This is a genomic window from Bradyrhizobium sp. WSM4872, assembly GCF_055811715.1.
Genome location: NZ_JBVVPT010000004.1, coordinates 273,154 through 296,031, shown reverse-complemented (window position 1 = coordinate 296,031; position 22,878 = coordinate 273,154). Strand labels below are relative to the sequence as shown.

24 protein-coding genes are annotated in these 22,878 nt (G+C 65.7%); 9 read left to right on the top strand and 15 right to left on the bottom strand.

Annotated elements, in window-relative coordinates; all coding sequences use genetic code 11:
• Positions 1 to 264: 264 nt before the first annotated feature.
• The 3 genes from AC0L3C_RS08895 to AC0L3C_RS08885 are packed head-to-tail and all read right to left on the bottom strand — an operon-like array spanning position 265 to position 2,125.
• The gene (locus AC0L3C_RS08895) at positions 265 to 564 is read right to left on the bottom strand and encodes a winged helix-turn-helix domain-containing protein (RefSeq protein ID WP_473407700.1); all 300 of its coding nucleotides are present in this window, start codon (positions 562 to 564) and stop codon (positions 265 to 267) included.
• Positions 564 to 1,118: a hypothetical protein gene (locus AC0L3C_RS08890; protein ID WP_473407699.1), complete on the bottom strand. Its 555-nt coding sequence runs from the start codon at positions 1,116 to 1,118 to the stop codon at positions 564 to 566. The genes AC0L3C_RS08895 and AC0L3C_RS08890 overlap by 1 nt, the downstream gene beginning before the upstream one ends.
• Positions 1,115 to 2,125 (bottom strand): alpha/beta hydrolase, encoded by a 1,011-nt coding sequence (locus AC0L3C_RS08885; RefSeq protein WP_473407698.1) that lies wholly within the window; start codon positions 2,123 to 2,125, stop codon positions 1,115 to 1,117. Before AC0L3C_RS08885 ends, AC0L3C_RS08890 begins: the two co-directional genes overlap by 4 nt.
• A gap of 118 nt (positions 2,126 to 2,243) precedes the next feature.
• Here AC0L3C_RS08885 and xseA point away from each other — a divergent pair, with 118 nt between their 5' ends.
• Positions 2,244 to 3,884: an exodeoxyribonuclease VII large subunit gene (gene xseA / locus AC0L3C_RS08880; RefSeq protein WP_473407696.1), complete on the top strand. Its 1,641-nt coding sequence runs from the start codon at positions 2,244 to 2,246 to the stop codon at positions 3,882 to 3,884.
• A 351-nt stretch (positions 3,885 to 4,235) separates the two neighbouring features.
• Here the strand turns inward: xseA and AC0L3C_RS08875 are convergent, their stop codons facing one another.
• Together AC0L3C_RS08875 and AC0L3C_RS08870 are read right to left on the bottom strand one after the other, a co-directional pair.
• On the bottom strand, positions 4,236 to 4,400 hold the full coding sequence (locus tag AC0L3C_RS08875; protein ID WP_473407695.1) for a hypothetical protein: 165 nt from the start codon (positions 4,398 to 4,400) through the stop codon (positions 4,236 to 4,238).
• Positions 4,401 to 4,471: 71 nt separating this feature from the next.
• Positions 4,472 to 5,296, bottom strand: coding sequence for a dienelactone hydrolase family protein (locus AC0L3C_RS08870; protein ID WP_473407693.1), 825 nt, complete (start codon positions 5,294 to 5,296; stop codon positions 4,472 to 4,474).
• Positions 5,297 to 5,470: 174 nt separating this feature from the next.
• On the opposite strand from AC0L3C_RS08870, the gene AC0L3C_RS08865 reads away from it, so the two are divergent.
• Entirely contained in the window at positions 5,471 to 5,698 is a 228-nt protein-coding gene (locus AC0L3C_RS08865) for a DUF2093 domain-containing protein (RefSeq protein ID WP_007596922.1), read from the top strand.
• Between the two features lie 212 nt (positions 5,699 to 5,910).
• On the opposite strand, the gene lpxK is transcribed toward AC0L3C_RS08865, so the two are convergent.
• From lpxK to AC0L3C_RS08835, 6 genes are read right to left on the bottom strand one after another with little or no spacing between them, the layout of a single operon-like run.
• A complete protein-coding gene (gene lpxK, locus AC0L3C_RS08860) occupies positions 5,911 to 6,927 on the bottom strand; it encodes a tetraacyldisaccharide 4'-kinase (protein WP_473407692.1) in 1,017 nt (338 codons plus the stop codon).
• Positions 6,920 to 8,266, bottom strand: coding sequence for a 3-deoxy-D-manno-octulosonic acid transferase (locus AC0L3C_RS08855; protein ID WP_473407691.1), 1,347 nt, complete (start codon positions 8,264 to 8,266; stop codon positions 6,920 to 6,922). Before AC0L3C_RS08855 ends, lpxK begins: the two co-directional genes overlap by 8 nt.
• On the bottom strand, positions 8,229 to 8,942 hold the full coding sequence (locus tag AC0L3C_RS08850; protein WP_027520420.1) for a lysophospholipid acyltransferase family protein: 714 nt from the start codon (positions 8,940 to 8,942) through the stop codon (positions 8,229 to 8,231). The genes AC0L3C_RS08855 and AC0L3C_RS08850 overlap by 38 nt, the downstream gene beginning before the upstream one ends.
• Positions 8,939 to 9,181 (bottom strand): DUF4170 domain-containing protein, encoded by a 243-nt coding sequence (locus AC0L3C_RS08845; RefSeq protein WP_007596929.1) that lies wholly within the window; start codon positions 9,179 to 9,181, stop codon positions 8,939 to 8,941. The genes AC0L3C_RS08850 and AC0L3C_RS08845 overlap by 4 nt, the downstream gene beginning before the upstream one ends.
• Before the next feature lie 60 nt (positions 9,182 to 9,241).
• Entirely contained in the window at positions 9,242 to 10,060 is an 819-nt protein-coding gene (locus AC0L3C_RS08840) for an inositol monophosphatase family protein (RefSeq protein ID WP_473407690.1), read from the bottom strand.
• Positions 10,047 to 11,450: a TldD/PmbA family protein gene (locus tag AC0L3C_RS08835; RefSeq protein ID WP_473407689.1), complete on the bottom strand. Its 1,404-nt coding sequence runs from the start codon at positions 11,448 to 11,450 to the stop codon at positions 10,047 to 10,049. The genes AC0L3C_RS08840 and AC0L3C_RS08835 overlap by 14 nt, the downstream gene beginning before the upstream one ends.
• 264 nt (positions 11,451 to 11,714) lie before the next feature.
• Between AC0L3C_RS08835 and AC0L3C_RS08830 the strand changes: the two genes are divergently transcribed.
• The gene (locus AC0L3C_RS08830) at positions 11,715 to 12,233 is read left to right on the top strand and encodes a DUF6101 family protein (protein WP_473278637.1); all 519 of its coding nucleotides are present in this window, start codon (positions 11,715 to 11,717) and stop codon (positions 12,231 to 12,233) included.
• On the opposite strand, the gene ubiA is transcribed toward AC0L3C_RS08830, so the two are convergent.
• On the bottom strand, positions 12,230 to 13,186 hold the full coding sequence (gene ubiA, locus AC0L3C_RS08825; RefSeq protein ID WP_473407687.1) for a 4-hydroxybenzoate octaprenyltransferase: 957 nt from the start codon (positions 13,184 to 13,186) through the stop codon (positions 12,230 to 12,232). The genes AC0L3C_RS08830 and ubiA overlap by 4 nt on opposite strands.
• A 145-nt stretch (positions 13,187 to 13,331) precedes the next feature.
• A complete protein-coding gene (locus AC0L3C_RS08820; RefSeq protein WP_473265757.1) occupies positions 13,332 to 13,991 on the bottom strand; it encodes a hypothetical protein in 660 nt (219 codons plus the stop codon).
• A 210-nt stretch (positions 13,992 to 14,201) separates the two neighbouring features.
• Here AC0L3C_RS08820 and AC0L3C_RS08815 point away from each other — a divergent pair, with 210 nt between their 5' ends.
• A complete protein-coding gene (locus tag AC0L3C_RS08815; protein ID WP_473407686.1) occupies positions 14,202 to 14,954 on the top strand; it encodes a 16S rRNA (uracil(1498)-N(3))-methyltransferase in 753 nt (250 codons plus the stop codon).
• A gap of 82 nt (positions 14,955 to 15,036) precedes the next feature.
• On the opposite strand, the gene AC0L3C_RS08810 is transcribed toward AC0L3C_RS08815, so the two are convergent.
• Positions 15,037 to 15,981 (bottom strand): helix-turn-helix domain-containing protein, encoded by a 945-nt coding sequence (locus tag AC0L3C_RS08810; RefSeq protein WP_473407685.1) that lies wholly within the window; start codon positions 15,979 to 15,981, stop codon positions 15,037 to 15,039.
• 738 nt (positions 15,982 to 16,719) lie between these two features.
• Here AC0L3C_RS08810 and AC0L3C_RS08805 point away from each other — a divergent pair.
• The 5 genes from AC0L3C_RS08805 to AC0L3C_RS08785 all read left to right on the top strand — a co-directional run bounded on the left by AC0L3C_RS08805 (position 16,720) and on the right by AC0L3C_RS08785 (position 21,861).
• Complete coding sequence (locus AC0L3C_RS08805; protein ID WP_473407684.1) at positions 16,720 to 17,871, top strand: ATP phosphoribosyltransferase regulatory subunit; 1,152 nt, start codon at positions 16,720 to 16,722, stop codon at positions 17,869 to 17,871.
• A gap of 3 nt (positions 17,872 to 17,874) precedes the next feature.
• Positions 17,875 to 18,852, top strand: coding sequence for an ATP phosphoribosyltransferase (hisG, locus tag AC0L3C_RS08800; RefSeq protein ID WP_473407683.1), 978 nt, complete (start codon positions 17,875 to 17,877; stop codon positions 18,850 to 18,852).
• 112 nt (positions 18,853 to 18,964) lie between these two features.
• Positions 18,965 to 20,056, top strand: coding sequence for a glycosyltransferase family 2 protein (locus AC0L3C_RS08795; RefSeq protein WP_473407682.1), 1,092 nt, complete (start codon positions 18,965 to 18,967; stop codon positions 20,054 to 20,056).
• Positions 20,053 to 20,898, top strand: coding sequence for a ChbG/HpnK family deacetylase (locus AC0L3C_RS08790; RefSeq protein WP_473407681.1), 846 nt, complete (start codon positions 20,053 to 20,055; stop codon positions 20,896 to 20,898). The genes AC0L3C_RS08795 and AC0L3C_RS08790 overlap by 4 nt, the downstream gene beginning before the upstream one ends.
• Before the next feature lie 135 nt (positions 20,899 to 21,033).
• Positions 21,034 to 21,861, top strand: coding sequence for a DUF2076 domain-containing protein (locus AC0L3C_RS08785; RefSeq protein ID WP_473407680.1), 828 nt, complete (start codon positions 21,034 to 21,036; stop codon positions 21,859 to 21,861).
• Between the two features lie 76 nt (positions 21,862 to 21,937).
• Here AC0L3C_RS08785 and AC0L3C_RS08780 read toward each other — a convergent pair whose 3' ends face one another.
• Positions 21,938 to 22,738 (bottom strand): L,D-transpeptidase, encoded by an 801-nt coding sequence (locus AC0L3C_RS08780; protein ID WP_473265750.1) that lies wholly within the window; start codon positions 22,736 to 22,738, stop codon positions 21,938 to 21,940.
• Positions 22,739 to 22,878: the final 140 nt, after the last annotated feature.

Below are 22,878 nucleotides of genomic sequence, written 5' to 3'. Positions count from 1 at the left end.
GCGGTGCGTCGTAGCAATAGAAGGGTAGCGAAGCCGATTTGTCCTTATTTTTGAACCCACGCGAAGATCCCGCTCCGTCTCCCTTAGTGAGCGCCACTTCGTGCATGATGGTTTCAGCATCGGACCGAGATTCGCAGAGACGTCTGGCAAACTGAAGACCCCTGCTACAAAAGAGCCCTGACGCCAACGCAAACTCGCTAGGCTTTTAAATGCCGACGTCGTTGGTTCGCGGTACCCGCCCGACAGTATAGTCTTCCCAATGGCCTAGCTCTGCTTCCCCGCAATGATCTCCTGCAACGTCGCGACATGCCGCGCAAACGCGCCCCGGCCCGCCGCCGTCGCGGTGACGGTGGTCTGCGGCTTCTTGCCGACGAAGGCTTTGTCGACCGAGACGTAGCCCGCCTTGGCCAGCGTCTCGATGTGCGCACCGAGATTGCCGTCGGTCGCGCCGGTGAGCTTTTTCAGCCGCGAGAACTCCAGGCCGGTAGACACGGGCAGCGCGTTCAGCGCTGCCATGATCTTCAGCCGCAACGGCTGGTGGATGATGTCGTCGAGCTCGGCCATCAGATCCGCCGCATCCAGAGGCCGCCGAGGATCAGGCCTCCGCCGTTGACGAAGGCCATCCAGAGCGGAAACGCCTCGCCGATGTAGAAATAGCCGATCAGCGTCAGCGCGGAGATGCCGAGACCGATCGCGATGAAGGCATAGCCGAACCAGAGACCCGCCAGCGAATAGAACAGCATGAAGTAGAGCGGCCAGAACGTGCCGAGCTGGCGCGGGCCGAAATGACCGAGCAAATTGGTGCAGAGATAGCCGAAGGCGAAGAACAGCACGAACACCAGAAGCAGTCTGACGTTGAAGGCGGCGCCATGGGACTGATGCGGCGGATTGAAAATGCGCAGCGCCACCAGACCGCCGGCGCCCAAAGCGTCCGCGGCAACCCAGGCGTAGACCGCATAGACCGGCCAAAGCCAGGTCACAAGATTGGCCGCGAACACCAGGATGCCCCACCAGACGGCGGCGTGGCTCGCCAGCTCATAGAGCTGCGATTGCTTCACGCGCTGGACGATGTCGTCGATATCGGCCAGCGCCGCGGACGCCTCCTTGCTGTCGATCATGACTGCCCTGCCCCGCGCGTCGCGACGTCGTCGGCGATGACGGAAATCGCCTTGGGGCTGGTGACGATGCCCATGTGGTTGATGCCGTCGATGATCTTGACGTCGACCGACGGTTTGATGGCCTGCACGGTCTCCGCATACTTGTCCGAGATCATCATCTCGTCGTCGGCGCCGCCGAAGATCGTGATGGGGCGTGTCGTCGCCGGAAAATCGATGCGATAGCCGCGCGTCGCGAAATTGCGCGTCAGGCGATCGGAATAGGTGGCGACGAGGTACTTTGCCGAAGTCGCGGGCACGGCGAGCGCGAGCACCGGAAGCTGCGAACAGCAGTCGATGCCGAGCTTGCGCAGCGTGGCGAGCGCGAAGAAGCGCGGCAGGTCGACATTGGCCCAGCCGCCGGCATGCGGCTTGTTGGTCGGCGCGTCATAGCCGAGATAAGGCGCGAGCAGCACGGTGCGCACGAACATGTCCTGCATGATCGGCGTCGCGGCGACGCGCAGCGAGAAGCCGGCGCCGGCGGAATGGCCGATCAAGGTGAGCGGCAGCTCCGGCGCGGTCTTGCGGATTTGCGCGACGAAGTCGACGAGGTCGTCCTCGAGCTGGCCGACATACCCGATGTCGCCGCGCGTGCCGGAGCCACCATGGCCGCGAATGTCGAGCGCCCAGGTCTCCACGCCGCGCGAGGCGATGGCATGGGTCAGGGCATGATTGACGGTGCCGCTGGAGCCGGAGGAGCCGTGGATGAAGATCGCGCCTCGGCCGGTTGCAGGACCGCTGGCAGCGTAGTGGCGGAAGCCGATCCAGGTGCCGTCACGGGCCTGGAAGCGCTCCAGCGGCGGCAGCGTGGACCAATCGATCCCCTTGGCGGAGTCGGAGACCGATCGCATCTCCGGCGGCCGCTCCAGCGGTGTCGCGATCATCGCGGCCAGGACCAGCGCCACGGCGCCGACCGCGCACAAGGCCCATTTCAGTCCGCTCAAGATGCCGCGCAGCAGTCGAATTGCCATGACCCACTCCCCTCAAACCCATCAATATAGAGAACTCTATAAAACAGAGTACTCTCCTGGTCAATCCCCGGATTGGCGCGGCGCTGCAAAAATCCTTAACGTCGGGTCCGATCCCCACATGCCGAATCGTTTGCCGATGCCGTCAGCGGAACCCCTGCTCAACACTCCCGAATTCACCGTTTCCGAGCTCTCGCAGTCCCTGAAGCGGACGGTCGAGGACACCTATGGCCATGTCCGGGTCCGCGGCGAGATCTCCGGCTTCCGCGGGGCGCATTCCTCCGGCCATTGCTATTTCGCGCTCAAGGACGAGAGCGCCAAGATCGAGGCGGTGATCTGGAAGGGCGTGCACGGCCGCATGCGCTTCAAGCCCCAGGAGGGGCTCGAGGTCATCGCCACCGGCAAGCTCACGACCTATCCGGGCTCCTCGAAGTACCAGATCGTGATCGAGGCGCTGGAGCCGGCCGGCATCGGCGCGCTGATGGCGCTGATGGAGGAGCGCAAGCGGAAGCTCGCCGCCGAAGGCCTGTTCGACGAGGCGCGCAAGCAGCTGCTGCCGTGGCTGCCGGAGGTGATCGGCGTGGTGACATCGCCGACCGGCGCCGTGATCCGCGACATCCTCCATCGCCTGGAGGACCGCTTTCCCCGCCACGTGCTGGTGTGGCCGGTGAAAGTTCAGGGCGAAGGCTCGGCCGAGCAGGTCGCGGCCGCGATCCGCGGCTTCAATGCGCTGCCGGAGGGCGGCAAGATTCCGCGCCCGGACGTGCTGATCGTCGCGCGCGGCGGCGGCTCGCTGGAGGATTTGTGGTCGTTCAACGAGGAGATCGTGGTCCGTGCCGCGGCCGAGAGCATGATCCCGCTGATCTCGGCGGTGGGGCATGAGACCGACATCACGCTGATCGATTTCGTCGCCGACAAGCGGGCGCCGACGCCGACGGCGGCGGCCGAGATGGCGGTGCCGGTGCGCAGCGATCTCTTTGTCGAGGTCGGCGATCTCGGGCGACGCACCCGCGCCTATTGGCTGCGCAGCCAGGAGAGCCGCCGCAGCGAGCTGCGTGCGGCCGCGCGCGCGCTGCCGGCCGCCGGCGATTTGCTGGCGATCCCGCGGCAACGGCTGGATTCGGCGGGCGCGTCCCTGCCCCGCTGCCTCAAGGCCAACACCCATGCGCATTTCCGCAGGTTCACCGCCGCGAGCGCCAAGCTGACGCTGCGGGTGCTGCACGGCCAGATCGCGCAGGCCGATCATCGCCTCACCGTGTGCGGCGAACGGCTCGGGCTATCCACGCGCTCGCTGCTGCGGCGGCGGCGCGACCGCTTTGCCGGGCTGGAGGTGCGCTTGCGCGCCTCAAAGCTCTCCAATGCGCAGGCGCAGCGCAACGCGCTTGCGCGCCAGCGCGAGCGCACGCATCGCCTTGCCGAGCGCGCCGGCCGCGCGCTGGTGACGCTGTTGCAACGGCTGGATGCCCGCGTCGAGAACAGCGGCAAGCTGCTCTCCGCCTTGTCCTATCGCGGCGTGCTCGCGCGCGGCTTTGCGCTGGTGCGGGACGAAGCCGGCCATCCCCTGCATGCGGCAGACGCGATCGGGCCTGGTGCACGGGTCGAGATCGAATTTGCGGATGGCCGCGTGGGTGCGACCGCGGATGCGGATCGTGCAACACCGACGGCAAAGCGCGCGCCTTCGCAAGCGAAGGCGGCTGCGCAGGAGGCGAAGCCAGCGCCGAAGCGCGTGGGCAAGCCGGTGGATCAGGGGAATTTGTTTTAGGCGGGAGGGTGGCGCAACATTCTCGCCGTCGTCCTGGCGAAAGCCAGGACCCATACCGCGAGGTCTATCGGGTACGCGTGGTGTCAGTCCCGAACGACCAATCTTCGCCAAACACCTCCCTGGGGTAATGGGTCCTGGCTTTCGCCAGGACGACGCTGGGAGAGGTCCCAACCTCGTCATTGCGAGCGCAGCCCATTCAGACCCGTCATCCTGAGGTGCGAACCATGCGACGCAACGCGTCGCGTGGTGAGCCTCGAAGGATGAGCGGCCGCGATGGAGCCGGGCCGTCGCCCTTCGAGGGCCGCTGAAGAAGCGGCCACCTCAGGGTGACGGTGATGGATTGGCGCCGCCCTACCGGCAGGACAAGCCCGCGTCGATCGTGGTCCAGAAGCCGCAATGGCCCGGCGCACGCATTGGCGCGCCGGCATGGGCTTCGAACAGATGGGCTTCGAACAGGAAGACCGCGACCGTGAAGACGATCAGGGCGGAGGTGAACAGGACGAGGCGGTTGCGCATGGGATTGCGTTTAATCGACATCGTGGTCGAATGATGGCGTCGTCACGGGCTTCCGGGCTACGAGACCCCCTCTACCGCGCCAGCCACTCGACGACCTCTTTCTGCGACTCCGCGCGCGCGGCCGCATCGGTGCCGAGATGGCCGTGTTCGGGCGCGGCGGCATCAAGGCTGCCGCTCGCTGCATGCACCGGCGTGTTGGCGCGGTCGAAGTCGTGATAGGCGCCGGGATAGACCACGATGCGCGCGAGCGCGCTGCGGCCATGCGCACCATCGACCATCTGGCGGCAGGCCGGCGGCGACGAGACGTCGTCATTGCCGCCGATCAGCACCAGCGTCGGCACCCGTGTGCTCCAGCCCAGGCCTGCGGAAATCCTGCAGTCCGGGTAGAACGCGATCGCGGCGCGGAAATCCGGGCCCATTTCACGCGCGAGGTTTTGCGGACGCACGGCCCAGAGCAGCGCGCTGGCGCCATTCGCCCAGCCCATCAGGCTGACGCGGTCGCGCGCAACCCAACTCTGCCGCATCAACCAGGCGCGCGACGCCGCGATGTCGGTGACGCGTTCGCGCCGCGCCTTGACGTGCATCTCCTTGACGCGGCATTGCGGCCCGAGCTCGCGCGAGCCGTAGCTGTCAGGGAGCAGGACGGCATTGCCGGATCTGAGCAGCCGCTCGGCCCAGTCGCGATAGCGGGGCAGAACGGAATCGGAATGACCGCCGAGGCCGCCGCAGCCGTGGAGCGCGATCACGGTCGGAAACGGCCCGGTGCCCTCGGGCTTGTAGAGCTGCGCATGCAGCACGCCGGAGGCCAGCGGAATCTCGACCTGCTGCGGCGCCTGCGACGCGTGCGCGGCCGAGATCAGGAACGTCAGGAACAGGGCGGTGAACGGAAGGCGCATCGAACTTTGCCGTTGGATCCTTCGCTCAAGCACTATCATGCGGAATCGGCGCCAAAACATCACAAACCGGTGGGTTTACCGGGCGGACAAGCCACCCTATCTATGCTACATCCCATCCAACACATCGTGCCCTCCATGTGATCCCGGAGCGGCCTTCCACGGAGACTTTCGACCGTGCTGAACAAGTTCGGCCCCTCGGGCCATGGCGAAGCGCAGGTGCAGTATCTCGACGGCGATTTCCGCGTGATCTCGCCGGGGACCTTCGTGCGTTGCGCGATCACCGATACGCGCATCCCGCTCGACGAGTTGAAATACTGGAGCGTGGATTTGCAGGAAGCCTACGCCACGCCCGCCGCCGTGCTCGAACGGCATTACCCGGGCGCGCCCAAGCCGCAAGCGTGAGGCGGGGGGCGGTTGTTTCATTGAAGTCTCCTGATCGTGTGAGATCGATAGGAGCCCTGCGATGAATGGCGCGTGAATGTGCTCGTCGCCCTGGCGAAAGCCAGGGCCCATTACCCCGCCCGCGCATGTGAGGCACAGGCGGAGCCACAGTGAATCGCAAAACTAAATTCGGTGGCAATGGGTCCTGGCGTTCGCCAGGACGACAACGGGTTTCAGCGCCTTGAGAACCGCCGCTCGCGCGCCTTGTAAAGATGGTCGCTGATTAATTGCCGGAGCGCAGCCGGGTCGTCGAATTCGAGCTGGACGGCGAAAGGCACGATGCCATCCGGCACGCCTTCGCGGCCGTGCAGACGCGCGAGATCCTTTTCCGTCGTGACCAGTGTTTGCTGCGCGCGCCGCGCCTCTGTGGCGAGGGCTGCGATCTCGTCGTTTGAATACATGTGATGATCGGCGAAGGCGCGGGTGCGCGCGAGCTCGATACCGCCGGCACGCAAGCTGCGGAAGAACCGTTCGGGATCGCCGATGCCGGCGAACGCGAACACCGGCTTGCCCAGCAGTCTTGCGACCGATCCGGCGTCGGGTTTCAACCGCGCGCGCAGTTCCGGCTTGTTGCGCCTGGCAAGCTCGGCGGCGAGATCGTCGGCGGCGCGGCCGCCGCCGCTCACGACCAGCGCGTCGGTGCGCGCGAGCTGCGCCTTCAGCGGCGCACGCAGCGGACCGGCCGGAAACACCCTGCCGTTGCCGAGGCCGCGCTCGCTGTCGATCACGATCAGCGAGGTGTCCTTGAGGAGACGCGGGTTCTGGAAACCGTCGTCCATCAGGATCACGGTGGCGCCTTGCGATTTGGCCAGCACGACGCCGTCGAGGCGGTCGCGCGCAACCGTGACAGGAACGTCGCGCGCCATCATCAGCGGCTCGTCGCCGATATCGGACGCGGTGTGACGCATCCGGTCGACCATCACCGGGCCCTTGAGGCTGCCGCCATAGCCGCGGCTGAGCACCACCGGCGTCTCGCCGAGCTCACGCAGGAGCTTCGTGAGCGCCAGCACGGTCGGCGTCTTGCCGGCGCCGCCGACATGATAGTTGCCGACGCAGATCACGGGGATGCCGGCGTCGACGCCCTCGCGCAGCATCCGCCGTTCCGTGATCGCGCCATAGAGCGCACCCAGCGGCCCCAATGCGTACGATTCGAGCGAACGTGGCCGGTACCAGAAGGCCGGCTCACGCATTGGCGGCCCCCATCTCGATCCGCAACTGCAGAAGATAAGGCTCGAGCGCAGTCATGGTGCGGTTGAGCGCGCCGCCGAGATCCTCGACCACGCCGCCGCCCGACTGCTGGATCTTCTGGCGCAGGGCAGGATCGGCGAGCAGCTGACCGAGTTGCTTGATCAGCAGTTCCTGGGTGTCGGCCTGGCGCGCGCCGCCGCTGTGATCGAGCGCCTCGTAGACGTCGGCGAAATTGAAGACGTGCGGACCATGGACGATGGCCGCGCCGAGCTTGATCGCTTCGATCGGATTCTGGCCGCCGTGGTGGATCAGCGATCCGCCCATGAACACGATGTCCGAGAGGCGGTAGAACAGGCCGAGCTCGCCCATGGTGTCGGCGATGTAAACGTCGGTGGCCGCCGTCGGCAGCTCGTCGCGCGAGCGCAGGCCCGGCTTCAGGCCGGACGCCGTGATCAGGCCTGCGATCGAGGAGCCGCGATCCGGATGGCGCGGCACGATCACGGTCAGGAGCTGCGGGAAGAAACCGCTGAGGCTGCGATGCGCCGCCACCAGCATCTCCTCCTCGCCCGGATGGGTCGAGGCCGCGACGATGATCGGACGCCCGCGCGTCATCGCCGTCAGCCGTTCGAGCTTGGCGGGATCGGCCGGCGGCGCGGGAACGTCGAGCTTGAGATTGCCCGTGGTGACGACGTCGCGGCCGCCGAGCGCCGCGAAGCGCTGGGCATCGGTCTTCGACTGCGCCAGACAAATGTCGAACCGCGATAGCAGCGCCGAGATGGTGCCTTGCATGCGGCGCCAGCGCGGGAAGGAGCGCGGCGACATCCGCCCGTTGATCAGCACCATCGGCACGCGGCGCGCCGCGCCGGCCAGGATCAGGTTCGGCCAGAGATCGGATTCGATGAACAGCGCCAGGGACGGCTTCCAATGATCGAGGAAGCGCGCGACATAACGCGGGGAATCATACGGCACGTATTGATGGATGACGTCGGGCGGAAAACGCTTTGCGACAATTGCAGCGGACGTGACGGTGCCCGAGGTGAGCAGAATGCGCAGGTTCAGATCGCGCAGGCGCTCGATCAGTGCCGCCGCGGCGAGGACCTCGCCGACGCTGGCGCCGTGAATCCAGACCAGCGGACCATGCGGCCGCACGTCCCGGGACAGGCCCCGCCGTTCGCCGACGCGCGCGGGATCTTCCTTGCCCTGCTTCAGGCGCCGCTTGATCAGCACAGGCGCGAGCGGCACCAGGCCGCGCGCCAGGCGCCGGTACATCCGCAGCGTCAACGGCAGCGAGCCGGGCAGCGATTTAGGCATCTGCAGGTCCCGGCCGGCCGAGTTGCGCATAGGCGCGGCGGGTCGCCTCGTTCAAGGTCTCCTCCAGCTCGAGCCGCAGCGCTTCCATGGTGGCGGCGTTCGCGTCCGGCGGAACGTGGATTTCCTTGATGCCGACCAATGCGCCCCGCCCGAACGGCAGGTTGATGGTGGTGCGATCCCAGTTCTTGAGCCGGACGAAGCGGCTGGTCGCCATCGCAAAAGGCATGATCGGCCGCCCCGATTCCCGTGCCAGCATGATGATGCCGAGCCCGGCCACGCGCGAGCGCTTGGGGACGTCGGCGGTCAGCGCGACATTACAACCGTCCTGGAGCGTCCGCACCATTTCCTTGAAGGCGCCGACCCCGCCCTTCCGATGAAACGCGCCGCCATGGTCGCCGGACCCGCGGATGGTGCCGATGCCGAGCCGCTCGGCGGCAATCGCGTTGAACTCGCCGTCGCGGTGACGGGAGATCAGGACCCTGGCCTTGTACCAGTCCTTGTTCTTGATGAAGGGGGTGAGGAAATGCTGGCCGTGCCAGAACGCGAAGATCGCCGGGATCTGCGGCTCGACACGGTCGTAGACGTCGGGCGGATCGAACGTGAATTTGTTCGTCCGCCAGACCAGACGCAGATATTCCGCCGCCAGGATTCCGACGGCACGCTGGACGAAGCTGCTCCTCAGCGTATTGCGAAGCAGCTTTTTCAACGCGCCGGTTCTTGATTCGGGTCGAGCAGCCGGTGGAGATGGACGATGAAATAGCGCATCTGCGCGTTGTCGACCGTGCTCTGCGCCTTGGCGCGCCAGGCGGCGTGCGCGGTCGCGTAGTTCGGATAGAGGCCGACGATCTCGACGTCGTCGAGGTTCTTGAAGGTGTTGTGCTCGAGATCGACGAGCTCGCCGCCGACGACGAGGTGGAGCAGTTGTTGCGGGGCACTATCTGGCATCGGTTCTGTTCCTAACGGGCTGCCCGGCAAAGCAGTGTTCGACAAGCACGAGAAAGCGCTTCACGGCAAGGGGCGGTTTCGAAAATGCGAAACAATGTTCGCATGACGATCGCGACCCGCTGCCACCAGCACCCCATGCGTGACTTGCCGGCGGTTATAGAGGATGGGATCTCCGGAGAGATCGCTCATCCTACCATCGGCTTCCTGCACGATCAAATCGGCCGCGGCAAGGTCCCAATCATGACTGTTGCCGCCCGCAAAAGCCGCATCGAGCGCGCCATGGGCGACCCGGCACAGACGCAGCGCGAGCGAACCGATTCGCGGATGCAGCTTGATCTCGCCCAGTGAGGGCTTCAGGCGCTCGACCAGGGGCTTCGGACCCGCGACCCGCGAGAAGTCGAGCTCGGATCCCGCCGTCGCCCGCACCGGCAGCTGGTTGAGGGTCGTGCCCTGGCCGCGGGCGGCGAAGAAGAACTCATCGCTCGTCGGTGCGAACACCGCAGCCAGCACCGGCGAGGCATCCTCGACCAGCGCGACGCTGACGCACCATTCGTCGTGACCATTGAGGTAGTTGCGGGTGCCGTCGATGGGATCGACTATCCAGGTCAGCCGCCGCGACAGCCGCACCTCGTCGTCGGCGCTCTCCTCCGACAGCCAACCATAGTCGGGCGTCGCCGCGCGCAGGCGCGATTCCAGGAGATCGTTGACGGCAATGTCGGCTTCCGAGACCGGCGAGGACGCGCCCTTGGTCCACTTCTTCAGCTCGGTGCGGAACATCGACTGCGCCAGTGCGCCCGCCTCCCGCACCGTATCTTGCAGCAGCGCCGCGTCGCGCGTCAGGATGGCTTCACCTGTTGCGTTCGCGTCAACGTCCGCCAAGCGTCAAACCCTCGATGCGCACGGTCGGCGCATTGACGCCGTAGCGGAACTCGAGATTGTTCGCCGGCTGCATCGACTTGAAGATCTCGAACAGATGGCCGGCGATCGTCACCTCGCTCACGGGATAGGTGAGTTCGCCGTTCTCGATCCAGAAGCCGGAGGCGCCGCGGCTGTAATCGCCGGTCACGCCGTTGACGCCCGAGCCGATCAGATCGGTGACGTAGAACCCCTGCTTGATGTCGGAGATCAGTTCGGCCGGCGTGGGCGCGCCGGGTTCAAGATGCAGATTATACGGCCCGGGCGACGGCGAGGAGGAGACGCCGCGATGGGCGTGACCGGTGGTGGTGAGACCGAGCTCACGCGCGGTGGCGCAATCGAGCAGCCAGGTCGTCAGCACGCCTTCGTCGATCAGCGCGATCTTCTTCACGGCGACGCCTTCGGCGTCGAACGTCTGCGAGCGCAGGCCGCGTTTGCGCAGGGGATCGTCGATGATGCGGATGTTCTTGGCGAACAGCTGCTGGCCGAGCTTGTCCTTCAGAAAGCTGGTCTTGCGCGCGATCGAAGCGCCATTGATGGCGCCGACGACGTGACCGACCAGCGAGCCCGCGACGCGCGGATCGAACACCACGGGCACCTTGCAAGTCTCGACCTTGCGCGGATTGGCGCGGGCCACGGTGCGCTCGCCCGCGGAACGGCCGACGATCTCCGGTGACAAGAGGTCTGCACCATGCGGCGCCGAGGTGAAATCGTAGTCGCGCTCCATGCCGGTCCCGTCGCCGACAATGGCGGTGGCGGAGATGCCCTGGCTGGACCGCAGATAAGAGCCGTGGAAGCCGGTGCTGGTGACGAGCACCATGCCGCCCATGCCGGCGGAAGCCGAGGCGCCGCCGGATTTGGTCACGCCCTTCACAGCGAGCGCCGCGGCCTCGGCTTCGAGCGCGCGGCGCTCGAGTTCCGAGGTGGCGGGCACATCAGGGTCGAGCAGATCGAGATCGGGGAAGTCGCGCGCGAGCAGTGCCGGATCGGCAAGGCCGACATATTTGTCGTCGGGCGCGACGCGCGCCATCGCAACCGCTCGCTCGGCAAGCTTGGTCACGGCATCGCCGCTGGCGTCGTTGGTCGAGACCACCGCCTGGCGCCGGCCGACCAGCACGCGCAAGCCGACATCGTCGCCCTCGGAACGTTCGGATTCCTCGACCCGGCCGTCGCGCACCTCGACGCCTTGCGAGACGCCACGCACGGCGACCGCATCGGCCGCATCCGCGCCGGCGCGCCGGGCAGCCTCCACCAGCCGCTGCGCGAGATCGGAGAGCGCAGACTGGTCGAACAGGTCGCGGCTGGCTGTGGACGAATCCTTGGGCGAAAGCGTCGAGCTTGGTGAAGGGTTCACAAACGAAATCCTGTTGGGGCGGGCTGCGGGACCGGAACCCACAGATGTGCCCTGATCGCGCGGACTTCAAGCATTTTCAGCGCACCAAAAGCTCAGATTCGCACCTTGCGCGCAACGTCTCGTCAATCATGCGCGCCAAGGTCTTGTCAATCATGCGCGGCGGTGAGGTTGGATTAACCAGCCTTTTTAAGCGGTTTCGGAAAGGCGCGCGCTAAGGTCGTCGCATCGACCGGGAACATAATCCCGGCGGGGAGAACTAAAGCCGTGAGGCGTCAAACAGCAACAAGCGGGATCGCTCCCGCCGGGTCGAGCCGCTCCCTGCGGCTCGACCCCCTTTCCCTTCCGGTCCGCTTCGATGCGCATGATCCGCGCGCCGACGGATATGTCCGGCAGATCGAGCTTCATCGCGAACGTGTCGTGCTGCACCGTGCCGTCCGCGGCATGCGGATGGCGATCAACGTCCGCGTCAGCGACTTCACGGGCGTCGCGCTGCGCGGCAACGACGAGGCCCAGACCCTCGTCCTCGTGCATCGCGATCCCTCGCTCTCCATTCCGCTGCTGGTCAGCGCCGACGGCGACGAACTCGTTGAGGCCTGGGCGATCTGGAGCGAGCTGTTCGCGCTTCCGCAGCTCGACGAAGGCGCACGCAAGCCCGCGCCGCGCCGTCGCCGCGCCAACGCGATCCGCCACCGCCGTCCGAAATTTCTGATGCGCCGCCGCACCGGTGTCGCACGCGAGTTGTCGGTGCATCGCGATGAGCGCGAGATCATCGCGCGGACTTAAGCCGCGCGCAGCACCGCGTCGGTCAGCAAACCAGCAAACAGCAGAAATCCCGCGTCGCGGTTCGAATAGAATAGGCGTTTGCAGAGATCGCCGTCGCTGATATTCAGCCGCGCGATCTGCGAGGCCAGATGCACGGCGAAGGCGCCGAGTCCGAGCCAGGCCGGCCAGCGCGCATCGCCCGACGCCAGCGCCACGCCGATCAGCAGCACCGCGAGGCCGTAGAACAGGATCAGCGCCTGGTGCGTATGCGCGCCGAACAGGCGCGCGGTGGATTTGATGCCGATAAGCGCATCGTCCTCGGCGTCCTGATGCGCGTAGATCGTGTCGTAGCCGATCACCCAGGAAATCGCGCCGGCATAGAGCACGAGCGCGGTGACGTCGATGCGCCCGAAGGTGACGGCAAATCCCATCAGTGCGCCCCAGGAGAACGCGAGCCCGAGCACGATCTGCGGCCACCAGGTGATGCGCTTCATGAACGGGTAGATCGCGACGATCAGCAGCGAGGCGATGCCGGTCAGGATCGCAAAGCGGTTGAACTGCAACAACACCACGAGCCCGATCAACGCTTGCGCGACCATGAAGGCCAGCGCCTGCTTTGCGCTCACCTGGCCCGACGGCAGCGGCCGCGAGCGGGTGCGCTCGACCTTGTCGTCGAGGTCACGATCGGTGATGTCGTTCCAGGTACAGCCTGCCCCCCGCATGACGAAGGCGCCGATGAAGAACAGGATGATGGTGAGCGGCAGGCCGCGGACGTCATGCGCCATGCCGGCGGCGAGCGCCGCCGACCACCAGCACGGCATCAACAGGAGCCAGGAGCCGATCGGACGATCGAAGCGGGACAAGCGCAGATAAGGCCGCGCCCATTGCGGCGCGCGCGTATCGACCCAGTTGCCGGTGGAATCGGCAACTCGGGCGGATGTGCTAGTGCCCAGTTTTCGAAGTTCGTATTCCATCGCGGCGTATTCCGGTACGAACTTCGAAAACTACAAGGGCACTAGCAAGAAACTATAATTCACGTGCCGCTTATCTATCGATTTGAACTTCCTATGAGGATCTCGCGGCAGGCACCGTAGGAACTTCAAATCGGCGGCACGTGTATCATCGGGTCAGGACGTTGCCGTTGAGTGTGTCGAAGGTGCTGCCGCCCTTCTTGCCCGCATTGGCCTCGGGCGCCGAGCCCGAACCCAGCACTTCGCTCAGCGACGGACCGGCCGGACCGCGCGGCTGGTTCTGCATCTGCTGCGCAACATTGCAGACCTTCGCCGCCATGGCTTCGGTGTTCTTGTGGCCGTCCTTCATTTGCGCGCCGACTTGCGCCGGGATCCCGCACTTCGAGGCGTTGGCCTCGATGTACTTGATCATCTTGGTCTCGGCCTGGCTGAAGTTGCGGATCAGCTTGCAGGCCTCATCAGGCGGGGCGTGACGGTCGCTCGCGGCCTTGATCAGCTTGCCGCGCTTTTCGGCATCCTCGCGCAGAGGCATGAAGGCCTTCATGCAGTCCTCGCCGGGACCGGCTTGCGTCGGCGGGGCCGCGCTGAAGGCGCCGGCGCCACCGACGGGCGCGGCGCCGTTCACGGGGAAGGAGGATTGCGGCGCGCCGCCGACCGAGGCGACGGGCGCCGAGCCGTTCACGGGCGGAAACGCGGAACTAGCTGGGGCCTGGCCCGGCAGCGGCGCGGGGAAGCCCTGCGCATAGGCACAAACGGCGCCCATCGTGACCATGGCGGCAGTGATCGGAACCATCAAATGACGGATCATCAAGGCAGTCTCTCCGGCAGGAGCTTGCGGGGTTCGGCGTCTTCCCAATTGAAGCGCAACCAGCGTGCTCGCGATTTTACGATTCCCGCCGGCCCTTAACAACCCGTTGAATAGGGCGAGAGCGCGGCGCGCCGACGCACCATTTTGGCAAAATTTACCCCGAAAGTACTGCTTTCGGCTAAGAACGGCGCCAAATCGGACCTTTGAACCATGCCTTCCCACGATTTCCGCGGCCCCCGCCTGTTCGTCGACGCCCCCCTTGCCCAGGACGGCAGGGTCGAGCTCGACCGCGACCAGAGCAACTATCTCGGCAATGTGCTGCGGCTAGCCGCCGGGGCCGAGGTCTTGGCGTTCAACGGCCGCGACGGCGAATGGCAGGCTGCCATTGAAGGCCGCAAACGGCCGGACGGCCTCGTCATCCTCCAGCAGACCCGGCCGCAGGACCGGCTGCCCGACCTCGCCTACGTCTTCGCCCCGCTCAAGCATGCCCGGCTCGACTACATGGTGCAGAAGGCCATCGAGATGGGCGCCGCCAGCCTTCAGCCGGTTCTGACCCGGTTCACCCAGGCCTCCCGCGTCAATACCGAGCGGATGCGTGCCAATGTCGTCGAGGCGGCCGAGCAATGCGGCATTCTCAGCATCGCCACCGTTACTGAGCCGATGCCGCTGGAGCGCTTCCTCAGCCAGCGCACCGCCGGCAGGCTGCTGATCTTCTGCGACGAGGCGGCGGAGCTCGAAAATCCCATTCAGAGCCTGCAAGGCGCAGGCGCGGCGCAGGGAATCGACGTGCTGATCGGCCCCGAAGGCGGCTTTGCCGGGGAAGAGCGGGCCCTGTTGCTGCGGCAGCCGAAAATCCTGCGGCTGGCGCTGGGACCCCGGATCATGCGGGCCGATACGGCCGCGGTGGCCGCGCTGGCGCTGGTGCAGGCGGTGCTGGGCGACTGGGGTGGTGAACGCGGCTAAGGCAATATTTGGTTGGCCTTCAGCTGCCGATCATCCGAGCAGCCCAAGGCCACCGAACCAGGTAGAGGGCAACCGCACCGTGCTATTCGCCTCGTAGCGATCGGTTCAGAGTCTCGGAAGGCAACTCTCCGAAAGCCTCTCTGTAGCTCGCTGCGAACTCGCTGAGATGCCAGAAACCATGCGCAAGCGCACAGGACTTCACACTCCGGCCTGCTCGACCGGTACGCAGTTGCTTGCGCACCGACCAGAGGCGTAAGACTCGGCTATAGCGATGTGGGCTCATGCCGCAGATGGCCCGTGTCGCACTCTGGAGAGTCCGGACCGACACGCCCGCCTGCTCCGCCAGTTCGGTCGTCTTGTGCCAGATCATCAGATCGCGCCGGATCAGTTTCTCCATATCAGCCACGATCCGCCGATAATGCTCGCTGGTGGATGACACAGGTCCGCTTGCGACACTGGACCAGATCGCCGCATCCATCGTGCTGAGCAGCGACTGTTCGACAAGTGCTTGCGAAGCCGGCTCGTTCAGAAAGTCTGGGTCATTTGCTGCGGTTTCAAGCGAGATCGAGATCAGACGGCGTAGCGAGGCAAGCACGTCCGGCGCCGGATTCAGCAAATGGCATCCATCGCCCAATTCAGGCAATGGCTCCCGCCCGGATGGACTGAAGTAGACCACTGCCAGCAGACGCCCCTCCGGCTCATGCACCAAGCAATCTGAATCACCTTTCAATACGAGGACAGAACCGCCCATCGATTGCCCGTTGATGCGGGCAGAGGTCACGTGATCCATCGGTACCGCCACTGCGGCAGCATTGGTGAACTGATAGCCTCGAATGATCCGGGGGAAGGTTTTCAACAGCGACAGGGTCAGGCTCGGCAAGGTGAGCCGGGCACGCATGATCGCTGTCACCCCGGCCGACAACGGCATGCTCGATGCGCCGGCGTATTTCTCGGTCTCGCCGAAATGATCGATGTCATACGAATTGAGCTCGAGCGCCGAGGACGGCTTGAGATCCTGGAACGACATCAAGCGATCCGCCGCTCTCTTTTGCATTCCCTCGCGAGCAGGGACTAGACGGCTTTGATCCATGTTCTGCTGCTTACCTGGCCTTCTTCTTGGAAACTGCGACTTTAGCGCCACGCAATCATCCGGCCCGTCGACGCCGGCGCGCCGGAGGTCGGGGCATTAAGAATGGCACGGACGATCAGAAGGTCGAGTGGATCGAATTCGTCTTAGTGCCGGAACATGTCGCAGATCGAAAACAGCATATAGGCCAGCGTGTGTCGCGCGACCGGATACCATCGGTTGCGTTGCACATGAATCGGAAACCAACTCGCATTGTAAACGAAGGCTCTGCGAACGGATCGTCCCCCTACCCAAATTGAGTATGCGACCGGTGGAGTATTCTCAAACGGGCCGAGCAGCTCGCGGATGGGGTGAGTCCGAAGGCGGCCGGAGCTTTCCGCCCCAGGCGACGCATTCCTCGTGGAAGCGCCCGGAGACGTCCCTGGCCCGAAATGAATGAGGGTAAGGCCTCCCTACCTGTCCCGGTCGGGCAGCCGCATGAACTTGGTATTATACTACCCCGAATCAGTGCGAGACCCGATTCGGGCTTCGCCTCCTGTGATGACCGCGCCTCGCTCCGACGCCGTTAAGCGATTGATCCTTTGGAGGTCGAAACCGCTTTCGGGCCATGCTAAGGCCTGCGGCAATTCGCTTCGCCTGCTTGCCCTGCCCGGTTCCACCGGGACGATGGACCCCGAGATGACCCCGACTGCCACCTCACATGCTGCCGGCTCCGCCGCCTGGGCGGACACGCTGCTGCTGTCGTTCGCGCAGGCCGGCTATGTCAGGGCCGAGCCCGCCATCCTGCAGCCGGCCGAACCGTTCCTGGACCTCTCCGGCGAGGACATCCGCAAGAGCCTGTACCTGACCACGGACCTCTCCGGCGAGGAGCTCTGCCTGCGCCCGGACCTGACCATTCCGGTGGCCCGCGATTACCTCGGCTCTGGCCGTGCCGGCCAGCCGGCCGGGTTCAGTTATCTCGGTCCGGTGTTCCGCTACCGCAACGGCCAGAGCAGCGAATTCCTGCAGGCCGGCATCGAATCGTTCGGCCGGCAGGACCGCGCCGCGGCCGACGCCGAGATGCTGGCGCTGGCGCTGGAGGCGACCGCAGCCTTCGGCGTCCGCGACGTCGAGATCCGCACCGGGGACGTGGCGCTGTTCAACGCGCTGCTCGACGCGCTCGACCTCTATCCAGTCTGGCGCCGCCGCCTGGTCAAGGATTTCAACCGCAAGATCAGCCTGGAGCAGGATCTGGAGCGGCTGGCAGCCGCGACCACCGCGACCCGCAGCGAATATGAGGGCGTGCTCGCGGCGCTCGCCGGCTCCGATCGCAAGGCGGCACTCGCTTTCGTCACCGATCTGATGTCGATCGCCGGCACCACCAATGTCGGCGGCCGCACCACCGCCGAGATTGCCGACCGCTTCCTCGAGCAGTCGACGCTGAAGGGCGGCGCGCTGCCGCGCGAGGCCATCGCCGTGCTCAAGCGTTTCCTGTCGATATCGGGTAACCCCGATGACGCCGTCGCCGAGCTGCGCGCGCTGACCAATGATGCAAAGCTCGACCTCAGTGCCGCGATCGACCAGTTCGAAAGCCGGGTCGGCTTCATGGCCGCGCGCGGCATCGATGTGAAGGGGACGCGTTTTTCGACTGCGTTCGGACGCGGGCTCGACTACTACACCGGCTTCGAATTCGAGCTGCATCACCGCGGCAACGGCGCCGAGCCGCTGGTTGCCGGCGGCCGCTATGACGGGCTGATGACCCAGCTTGGATCGGCCGAGCCGATTCCCGCGGTCGGTTTCTCGGTCTGGGTGGATGCGCTGACCCGGATCGGCCGCAAGGTGGGAGCTTAAGTCATGAGCGCGCCATTCGTTCTGGCCGTTCCCTCCAAGGGCCGCCTGCAGGAAAACACCGAGGCCTTCTTCGCCCGCGCCGGGCTGAAGCTGTCGAAGGCGGGTGGCGCCCGCGACTATCGTGGCACGCTCGCGGGCCTCGACAATGTCGAGGTCGCCTATCTCTCGGCGAGCGAGATCGCCTCGCAACTGTCCCGCGGCTCGGCGCATCTCGGCGTCACCGGCGAGGACCTGGTGCGCGAGACCATCGCGGACGCCGACAAGCGCGTCGCCCTGATCGAAGGCCTCGGCTTCGGCTATGCCGACGTCGTCGTCGCGGTGCCGCAGGCGTGGATCGACGTCCGCACCATGACCGACCTCGACGACGTCACCACCGGCTTCCGCGAGCAGCATCACATGCGGATGCGGGTCGCGACCAAGTTCATCAACCTCACCCGCGCCTTCTTCCAGAGCCAGGGCATCACCGATTACCGCATCGTCGAGAGCACGGGCGCGACCGAAGGCGCGCCGGCCGCCGGCAGCGCCGAGTTGATCGTCGACATCACCACGACCGGCGCGACCCTCGCCGCCAATGGATTGCGGGTGCTCGACGACGGTGTGATCCTGCGCAGCCAGGCCAATCTGGTCGCCTCGAGGGACGCCGATTGGTCGCCGCAGGCGCGGGAGACCGCGCGAATCATCCTCGATCACATCGCGGCGCGGGCGCGGGCCAACAAATACCGCGAAGTCCGCACCCGCTTCCGCCAGTGCGACGCGGCCATGCTCATCGAGGCCCACGAGCGCTTCGGCGTCGAGGCCCCGTTCGGCGGGCCGACCTCGTCAGGCATGCTCACGCTGCACTGCCCGCCGGGCCAGCTCTATGCACTCGCGAGCTTCCTGCGCGGACATGGCGCCGAGACCGTCTCGGTGGTTTCGCTGGACTACGTGTTCGACCGGGAGAACCCGCTGTTCGCCAGGCTCGAGGCGTTCCTGCGGCAGTGAGCCCAAAGTTTGATGAGCAATTCCGTTCAGCGTAGCGACAGCAAACGGCAGCTACCATATGCTGTCGAGATGACCTTGCAAGAGAACCTGATCGCCTCTGGAACCTTGATCGATGACGCTGGGCCCTGACGTTTCCGGCATGACGACCACCGCGGCAAGCGCCGCCGCGAAGGGACTGTCGATTGTCGTCCCCGTCTACAACGAAGCGGCGGGCCTCGCCGCCCTGCACCAGCGCATCTGCGATCTCGCAAAGACCTTGCGGCAGCGCTATCGCTTGGCTTGCGAGGTCGTCTATGTCGACGACGGCAGCGCGGACGCGACGCTGTCAATCGCCCGCTCACTGCCGGCCGACGCGGTCGACGTCCAGGTGGTGTCGCTCTCGCGCAATTTCGGCAAGGAGGCCGCGCTGATGGCCGGCCTCGACCATGCCCGGCTCGGCGCGGTGCTGTTCATGGACGGCGACGGCCAGCATCCGCCGTCGCTGGTCGAGCGACTGGTGCGGCACTGGATCGAGGACGGCTACGACGTCGTCTATACCGCCAAGGCGCATCGCGACAACGAGCCGTTCCTGCGGCGGCTCGCCGGACGCGGCTTCTATGCGCTGATCAATTGGGGCGCGCGCCAGAAGATACCAGAAGACGCCGGTGACTTCCGCCTGCTATCGCCGCGCGCGGTCGCAGCACTGAGGCAGCTGCCCGAGCGCAACCGCTTCTTCAAGGGCCTCGCGAGCTGGATCGGCTTCCGCCAGATCCGCGTTGATTACGAACCGGCGCCGCGCACCCATGGCGTGACAACCTTCAGCGCCGCGCGTCTGCTTGGTCTTTCGATCGAAGGCGTCACCTCGTTCTCGGTGGCGCCGCTGCGCTTCGCCAGCCTGCTCGGCGTGATCCTCGCCGGCGGAGCGTTCCTGTTCGGTCTGTCGATCCTCTGGGAGGTCTTGACCACCGGCAAGCAGGTGCCCGGTTATCCCTCACTCGTGATCGGCCTGATGACGATCGGGGGCGTGCAGCTCATCATGATCGGCATCGTCGGCGAATATATCGGCAAGATCCTGTCCGAGCTGAAGGCGCGGCCGATCTACTTCGTCGCCGAGCACAGTGAAAAGCATTTCGAGACCGACAAGGCCCAGGACGCTTCAAGCCAGGACGCTTCAAGCCTGGACGCTTCAAGTCTGGACGCCTCGAAGAGGACGGCGGCCGAATGAGCGCGGCCGCGCCGCCGCGGCGGATCTGGCTCTGCGCCGACGATTACGGCATCAGCCCGGGCGTCAATCGCGCCATCCGCGACCTGATCGAACGCGGCCGTCTCAACGCCACCTCGGTGATGATGGTGGGACCTGCGGTCGAGCGCAGCGAGATCGAGGCGCTCCAGGCAGCAGCGCAAGCGAGCCCGCGCTGCGCGATCGGATTGCACGTGACGTTGTCGGCACCGTTCCGGCCGCTCACCATGCATTTCCGTCCGCTCGACGGCGACATGTTTCTCCCGTTTCCGAAGCTGCTGCGCGCGGGTCTTGCGCGAAGGCTCGACCGCGAGTTCTTTCGCAATGAGGTCAAGGCGCAGCTGGCAGCCTTCGCGAAAGCGTTCGGGCGCGCGCCTGACTTCGTCGACGGCCATCAACATGTGCAGCTCTACCCGCAGGTGCGCGACGGATTTGTCGACGCAGTCGCCGAAGCCGCGCCAAAAGCCTGGGTGCGCCAGGGCGGCCGCGACCTGCCGCTGATGCAACGGCTGGCCTCACCGAAAGCCATGGTGCTCGATATCCTCAGCGCGCAATTCCGCCGCCGTGCCGGCAACGCGGGCCTCAGCTTCAATCCCGGTTTCGCCGGCGCCTATGATTTCACGCTAGCCGCCGATTTCGGTGCGCTGATGCGGCAATTCCTCGAAGGCCTGCCGGATGGCGGCCTGATCATGTGCCATCCCGGCTTCGTCGACGACATCCTCACCGGGCTCGACCCCATGACGGATGTCCGCGAACGCGAGTACGCCTATCTCGCCGGCGATGCCTTTGCGCGCCTGCTGACGGACAGCGGCGTCACGCTGGGGTGAAACCGACGAAAGCTTGCGAGAAAGCCGCCCGCGAGGCAGCTTGTCGCATACCGAAATTTAATCCAGCCGGCACTGTTGGGGCCACAATGGAACCCTACATCTGCCTCGCGCTTGTTTGCGCGAGGGAGACTGACCATGACGCCGCAGGAACGCCAACTCGTCGACGAGCTTTTCGACCGGCTTTCGAAATTGGAAAATGCACCGCGCGATCCCGACGCGATCGCCGCGATCTCCGACGGCCTGCGCAAGGCCCCCGGCGCGATCTATGCGCTGGTGCAGACCGTGCTGTTGCAGGACGAGGCGCTGAAGCGCGCTCGCAACCGCATCCAGGAGCTGGAGGCGGCGCAGGCGCCCGAGCAGGCGCAGTCCGGCGGTTTCCTGGACACCATGCGCGACACGCTATTCGGCGGGGGTCCGTCGCGCGGCTCGGTTCCGAACGTGCCGCCGCGTGACTCGCGGCCGGTGTGGAACAGCGGTCAGGCGATGCAGCAGACCCAGCCAGGTTACGGCCAGCCGCCCTATGGGCAGGCTTACGGCCAAGGACCGGGGCAAGGCTATGGCGCGCCGCCGGTCGGCGGTGGCGGCGGTTCGTTCCTCGGCACGGCGGCGGCAGCCGCGGCCGGCGTCGTCGGCGGGTCGCTGCTGCTCTCCAGCATCCGCGGCATGATGGGCGGATCGCATCAGCAGGCCTTCGGCGACACCAATGCCCTGGGCGACCGCAGCGCTGGTGGAAGTCCCTGGAGCGGCAACGATCAGTCCGGCGGCTCGCTCGCACGCGATGCCGGCCTCGACGACATCGGCTCGAACCGCGATCGTGGCGATGCATCCCGGCAGGGCTTCGCCGACCACGCTTCGAACGACGACCAGAATTACAACGATCAGAACGACAATGACGACAATGTCGACCTCGCCGACGACAGCGATTTCGGCGGCGGAGACGATGGCGGCAGCGATTACGCCTGACGCTTCTTATCCTTCTTGCTCCAAACGAGAACGGCCGCCGATGAGGCGGCCGTTTTTGGTTCCGAGCACTATGCGCCTACATCACGACGACCTTGGTGCCGACGTTGACGCGGCCATAGAGGTCGATGACGTCTTCGTTGCGCATGCGGATGCAGCCCGAGGAGACGTTGGTGCCGATGGTCCAGGGCTCGTTCGAGCCATGGATACGGTAGAGCGTCGAACCGAGATACATCGCGCGCGCGCCGAGCGGATTTTCCGGGCCGCCTTCCATGTGCCGGGGCAGGTCGGGGCGGCGCGCGATCATTTCCGCCGGCGGCGTCCAGGCCGGCCATTCGCGCTTGGCCGTGATCGACTTCACGCCGGACCAGGTGAAGCCGGGACGGCCGACGCCGATGCCGTAGCGCATTGCCCGACCGTTGCCCTCGACGAGATAGAGGAACTTGTTCGGCGTATCGACCACGATCGTGCCGGCGCTTTCATTGCCGCTATAGTCAACGAGTTGTTTCTCGAATCTCGGGTCGAACTGGCGCTGCCGCGGATCGACCGCCTCCTGCTGGAGACCTGCGCCCTGCATCTGCGGCTCGCCCATCGGCGGCAGGCGACGCTGGTCGTAGTAACCAGGCTGCTGCTGATACACCGGCTGCTGCGGAGCGTAGGCCGGACCGCGACCTGGCCCGTCGCCGAACATGAACTCGATGAAGCCGCCGCCCATGTTCGAATTGGAGGCGACGCGAACCGGCGCAGGCGGCACTTGCGGCTGATAGAGCACCGCGGGCGGATCGTTCGGCACGCTATTGTCGAAGGCGCTGGCGCCGTTGGCGCCGGCAATGAAGGTGCAAGCGCTACCAAGCAGCGCGACAGACATTTTCTTGAACATCGACGTACTCTGTACTGTTTCGTCTAGATCACATGCGTCGTGGCGAGGTGATGGCTGATCCGCACCCGCGACGTGGTCAATAAAGAGCAAAAGCCGTTTTGTTTGGTAAACGGAAACGCCATTTCGATTCACCACGTCGT